The organism is uncultured Nostoc sp., from assembly GCF_964245575.1.
In the GTDB taxonomy this organism is placed as follows: domain Bacteria; phylum Cyanobacteriota; class Cyanobacteriia; order Cyanobacteriales; family Nostocaceae; genus Nostoc.
In genome coordinates, this window is sequence record NZ_CAXTNP010000383.1 from 1 (window position 1) to 5,896 (window position 5,896).

Annotated in this window: 4 protein-coding genes; all 4 read left to right on the top strand. The window is 43.8% G+C overall.

The window, feature by feature from the left end; genetic code table 11:
* The first annotated feature begins 112 nt into the window (after positions 1 to 112).
* The 4 genes from lepA (at position 113) to ACFFAP_RS34970 (ending at position 5,883) form a co-directional block, all read left to right on the top strand.
* Entirely contained in the window at positions 113 to 1,924 is a 1,812-nt protein-coding gene (lepA, locus tag ACFFAP_RS34955; protein WP_375515512.1) for a translation elongation factor 4, read from the top strand.
* A gap of 633 nt (positions 1,925 to 2,557) precedes the next feature.
* A complete protein-coding gene (locus ACFFAP_RS34960) occupies positions 2,558 to 2,818 on the top strand; it encodes a GGDEF domain-containing protein (RefSeq protein ID WP_375515513.1) in 261 nt (86 codons plus the stop codon).
* Positions 2,819 to 3,180: 362 nt separating this feature from the next.
* Positions 3,181 to 4,368, top strand: a complete 1,188-nt coding sequence (locus ACFFAP_RS34965) for a glycosyltransferase family 4 protein (RefSeq protein WP_375515514.1) — start codon at positions 3,181 to 3,183, stop codon at positions 4,366 to 4,368.
* A gap of 465 nt (positions 4,369 to 4,833) precedes the next feature.
* A complete protein-coding gene (locus tag ACFFAP_RS34970) occupies positions 4,834 to 5,883 on the top strand; it encodes a cyanophycinase (protein WP_375515515.1) in 1,050 nt (349 codons plus the stop codon).
* The last annotated feature ends 13 nt before the right edge of the window (positions 5,884 to 5,896 follow it).

Below are 5,896 nucleotides of genomic sequence, written 5' to 3' on the forward strand. Positions count from 1 at the left end.
ACTCCCCACTCCCCACTCCCCATTAAAAGCAGCGTCTTGGCTAAGAAAGCATTAAAATACATTAAGTAAATTGCTCTTTTAACTTTGGTTGCTGCTAAGGCAAAGATAGTATATGACTGACGTTCCCGCAGTTCGCATTCGCAATTTTTGTATTATTGCTCACATCGACCACGGGAAATCAACCCTCGCCGATCGCTTGTTGCAAGCTACTGGCACTGTTGAAGACCGACAGATGAAGGAACAGTTTCTCGACAACATGGATTTGGAACGGGAGCGCGGCATTACAATTAAGCTGCAAGCTGCCCGGATGAACTATACAGCTAAGGATGGTCAGCAGTATGTGTTGAACCTAATTGATACTCCTGGGCATGTGGATTTCTCGTATGAAGTTTCCCGCTCTCTTGTTGCTTGTGAAGGAGCGCTATTAGTAGTAGATGCGTCCCAAGGTGTGGAGGCGCAAACTTTGGCAAATGTATATTTAGCGTTAGAGAATAACCTGGAAATTATTCCGGTTTTGAATAAAATTGATTTGCCAGGGGCTGAACCAGAACGGGTAATTGGCGAAATTGAAGAAATTATCGGTCTAGATTGCAGTGGTGCGATTCTTGCCTCTGCTAAAGAAGGAATTGGTATTGATGAGATTTTAGAAGCAGTTGTCGAGCGGATACCGCCACCGCCCAATACAATAAATGAACGCTTACGAGCATTAATATTTGATAGCTATTACGACAGTTACCGGGGAGTAATTGTGTATTTCCGGGTGATGGATGGCACCGTTAAAAAAGGCGATCGCATCCATTTAATGGCATCTGGTAAAGAATTTGAAATTGATGAGTTAGGCGTTCTTTCTCCCACTCAAAAGCAAGTTGATGAACTACACGCTGGCGAAGTTGGCTATTTGGGAGCGGCAATCAGAGCTGTAGCTGATGCACGGGTAGGAGACACAATTACCTTAAGTAAGGCGAAAGCAGAGTCACCCTTACCAGGTTATGCAGAAGCGAACCCGATGGTTTTTTGCGGCATGTTCCCCATTGATGCTGACCAATTTGAAGATTTACGGGAAGCCTTGGAAAAGCTCGAACTCAACGACGCAGCGCTGCATTACGAACCAGAAACTTCCAGCGCGATGGGGTTTGGCTTCCGTTGCGGGTTCTTGGGCTTGCTGCACATGGAAATTGTCCAGGAACGTCTAGAGCGAGAGTATAATCTAGATTTGATCATTACGGCCCCCTCAGTGGTTTATAAGGTAATCACCTTAAAAGGTGAGGAACTCTACATCGATAATCCTAGCCGCTTACCTTCTCCCAACGATCGCGAAAAAATTGAAGAACCCTACGTCCAAGTAGAAATGATTACGCCGGAAACTTATGTCGGCAGCTTGATGGAGTTGTCACAAAATCGCCGTGGCATCTTCAAAGATATGAAATATCTCACCCAAGGACGAACTACACTTACTTATGAGCTACCCTTAGCGGAAGTTGTAACTGACTTTTTTGATCAGATGAAGTCGCGATCGCGCGGTTACGCTAGTATGGAATATCACATCATCGGCTACCGTGAAAATCCTCTGGTAAAGCTGGATATTATGATTAACGGCGATCCTGTGGATTCCTTAGCGATGATTGTGCATCGAGATAAAGCTTACAACGTCGGGCGGGCAATGGCAGAAAAACTCAAGGAACTAATTCCCCGCCATCAATTTAAAGTGCCAATTCAGGCATCTATTGGCAGTAAAGTTATCGCCAGCGAACACATCCCCGCCTTGCGGAAAGATGTGCTAGCCAAGTGCTACGGTGGTGACATCAGCCGGAAGAAGAAACTATTACAGAAGCAAGCAAAAGGTAAAAAGCGGATGAAATCTGTGGGTACAGTGGATGTACCGCAGGAAGCCTTTATGGCAGTACTGCGCTTGGATCAAAGCTGATTTAAGAGTGCTTAATGCTTGCGGCGACATCTCAAAGACCGAGTAAATTCGGTCATTCGCTTAGGTGAATTATAGTAATAATTTTACCATAGCCGTTGGTTTCGACTACTTCGACTTCGCCCAACTCGAAGAAGAGGCTTCGCCCTAAGCGTAGCTATGCCGCAGGCTTTACGGCTATGCCCTTCGACTACGCTCAGGACAAGCTCAGGACAGGCTCAGTACAAGTTCGCTCAACCAACTAGAGTGGTCGAGAGTTGAGCGAAGTTAAAACTCGTCAACATAAATATTTTTTTCATCAGAAATCACCTTATATCCCAATACACTTGGGTTAAGGCTAAAACTCTTTATCAAAAATCAAATTTATTAACGTAGACGCAAAGGGGCTTGCCGCAGACTACCGCAGAGGCGCAGAGAAGCCAGTGCATTGGGCGGGTTCCCCGACTTGAAGCAACTGGCGCGAAACAGAGAGAAGAGAAAAAAATGCTTAACCCAAGCGTATTGCCTTATATCCCCTGAATTCTATTCGGGGGCTTTACGCATCACGCCTCGTAAGGACTTTAGTGCTGATAATCCTTGTTTTGAGCGATGAATCGCTCACTACGAACTAGGATTTTATTTTATGTTTAATTATGCTTGCCTACTTACAGAGATTCAAGGTGCAATCCAATCTATGTAGCTGAAAGTATTCAACAAGCAGTCCACAACTTGGCCATTCCCCATGCTCAATCTAGTGTGTGCGATCGCGTTACTGTCAGTCTAGGCGTTGTCAGCATTGTGCCAAATTCCGAAATTTCGCCGCAAGACTTGATTAATCCTGCGGACAAAGCACTTTATATAGCCAAACAGCAAGGGCGCGATCAAGTTCATCCTGTTTGCGTCGTTACCCTTTCTTAAAGCCTGAGATCATGTCCGCCTAATTAGTTATAATTCCTGCATCTGTGCCATTCGCGCAAAAGGTAAAAGCCTCTTTCCCTCTGCAAGAGCTGCCCCCAGCTAATAGCCCCCTGCGGTCTAAATGATAAGTCTTTAACCGGACACGATATGAGTTGTAAAACGGGCGCTCAATTGTCCTAATTACGAATTACACCTTGCTTGTTATCTCTAGCCCGCAGTTGATAACCTTTGATAAGCTTTAAAAAAATAACTGCTAAAAAATCTCAAAATTTTAGTAAACATACTCACTACATTCACCATCCTTGTATTTTTAGGTAAATGTAATTTTTTAGATATTTGTAAAGTGTCGGGGAGTCTAGCAGATGAAGATACTGGTACTGAGTTGGGAGTTTCCGCCAAGGATTGTTGGGGGAATTGCGCGGCATGTAGCGGAGTTGTACCCGGAACTGATAAAGCTAGGACATGAAGTCCACCTAATTACAGCAGAGTTCGGTCAGGCGTCAATGTATGAAGTGGTTGAGGGAGTTAAGGTGCATCGGGTGCCAGTGGCATATAGTAACGACTTTTTCCACTGGGTAGTCAATCTCAACCTGAGTATGGGAGATCACGGTGGTAAGTTGATTTTAGAGGAAGGGCCTTTTGATTTAATTCATGCCCATGATTGGTTGGTAGGAGATGCTGCGATCGCTCTCAAGCATAATCTCAAAATCCCACTAATTGCCACAATTCACGCTACGGAATACGGACGCTATAACGGTATTCACACAGATATCCAAAACTATATTTATGGCAAAGAAAACTTGCTAGCTTTCAATGCTTGGCGGATTATTGTTTGTAGCGACTATATGCGCCAAGAAGTAGAACGAGCGCTATACAGTCCTTGGGACAAAATCGATGTCATTTATAACGGTATCCGAGCCGAAAAGAAACAGCATCACGTAGATTTTCATGCTGTAAATTTTCGCCGCCAATTTGCCACAGACGATGAGAAAATCGTTTACTATCTCGGTCGCATGACATACGAAAAGGGTATACCTGTATTGCTCAATGCCGCACCTAAGATCCTTTCCCAAATGGGAGGTAACGTTAAATTTGTCATCGTTGGTGGCGGCAATACTGACCATCTCAAGCGCCAAGCCTGGAATTTGGGAATTTGGCATCATTGCTATTTTACAGGTTTTCTCTCTGATAGATACTTAGATAGATTCCAAACTGTCGCTGACTGTGCAGTATTTCCTAGTCTTTACGAACCTTTTGGAATTGTGGCTTTAGAAAGCTTTGCTTCTCGTGTTCCGGTAGTAGTTTCTGATACTGGTGGTTTTCCAGAAGTAGTGCAACATACTAAAACAGGCATTGTGACATGGGTGAATAATCCCGATTCTTTAGCTTGGGGAATTTTAGAGGTTTTGAAAAATCCAGGATATCGGCAATGGCTGGTGGATAACGCTTATGAGGATTTAAAGCGACGCTTTAGCTGGCCGAAATTAGCCAAGCAAACTGAAGAAGTATATCAGCGAGTTGTACAAGAGCGATCGCAAATTGCCTGGTAAATAGATCCCCGATTTCTTCAATAAGTCGGGGATCTAAAATTTTATTTGAACAAATTTAATCGGGTTTCGGATATCATTTTTTGAGCGATTGTAAGGGCACAGCATTGCTGTGCCCTTAGCCTGTATCATGGTGTATTGCTTCCATTGGAGAAGCGCTATAAAGAACACAAACAATGTAGGGATTTTCGCAGAGGAGGGCAGAGAATAAATGATTACTTTGCGTTATTTTGAGTTAACAAACAGTACAAACCCTGTACGCTGGAAATTCTCCCCTCTCTAGTGCCAAAGTTAAGCTAGTACGCGTTTAAGTTGCAGATTTTTTCGTTAAAACTGTCATTTGTCATTGGTTATTCACAAAGGGCAACTGATAAATGACTAATGACAAAAGACGAATTTCACGGATAAATAAGCAATTAAAGTGCGTAACAGCCTAGCAATAATTGCAGTTTGCTCCAGAAGCTTAGTATGACAAAGGCATTCCCAAGCATAGCAAGGCGCTTGAAAAGTACAGGAATCAAGTTGTTGAATATGGGAACCTTCCTAATAAACCGTTTTATCGAAAACTGGAAACGCTACTTCCTGGGTGACACTATTGATGTTTACCCCTCCCCCTCTCCCTCCTTCGATGTCCGTTCCTCCTTAGCAGGCCCAGTCCTTAGCTTAGGTGGGGGTGGCCCCGATGTCGAAGATGCAATCCAGTGGATGATCAACCAAGTTAGGGGAGGTAGTAACTCCGGCAGTAAAGTTAATGTTGTAGTTCTTCGCACGAATGGTAATCACGATTACAATCGGCTAATTTATGCCATGAAAGGCGTAAACTTTGTGGAAACTCTTCTGATTAGCAATAGGCAAGAGGCAAACAAAGCTGAGATTTATGAAAAAGTCAGAAATGCTGATGTGATTTTCTTTGCTGGCGGCGACCAATGTCAATACATCCGCAACTGGAAAGATACCAAGCTTGAGGCTGCTGTTAAGTCAGTTTACCTGAAGGGAGGTGGTATTGGTGGCACTAGTGCGGGTGCGATGATCCAAAGTGATTGTGTTTATGATGCTTGCGCTTCTTCCGAAAAAGGCATTGAAACTAGGGATGCACTTGAAGATCCCTACCGGGACATTACTTTTACTTACAATTTTTTCAATTGGAGCAATTTGAATGGAACTATCGTAGATACACACTTCGACAGGCGGGAAAGAATGGGTCGAATTATGACTTTCATTGCCCGTCAAATTAAGGACGGTGTATCTAGCAGTGTTTTAGGCATAGCGGTTAGTGAAAGTACATCGGTTCTTGTGGATAAAAACGGTTTGGTGAAAGTTATGGGTAGGGGTGACGCGTACTTTGTACTTGGCAATCATCTACCGGAAGTATGCGAACCCCGAACGCCTTTGACCTTTTCTAATTACAAAATTTGGAAAGTTCGCAGTGGCGACACCTTTAACTTGAGAAACAGACCAACCTCTGGGTACTATCTCAGGAGTGTGAAAAGGGGACGGATTGATTCAAATCCTTATTGAATGGGGAGTGGGG

Excerpts from the sequence above, each read along its gene's own strand:
- ACFFAP_RS34965 (WP_375515514.1), top strand. The coding sequence starts at position 3,181 with ATGAAGATACTGGTACTGAGTTGGGAGTTTCCGCCAAGGATTGTTGGG.
- lepA (WP_375515512.1), top strand. The coding sequence starts at position 113 with ATGACTGACGTTCCCGCAGTTCGCATTCGCAATTTTTGTATTATTGCT.
- ACFFAP_RS34970 (WP_375515515.1), top strand. The coding sequence starts at position 4,834 with ATGACAAAGGCATTCCCAAGCATAGCAAGGCGCTTGAAAAGTACAGGA.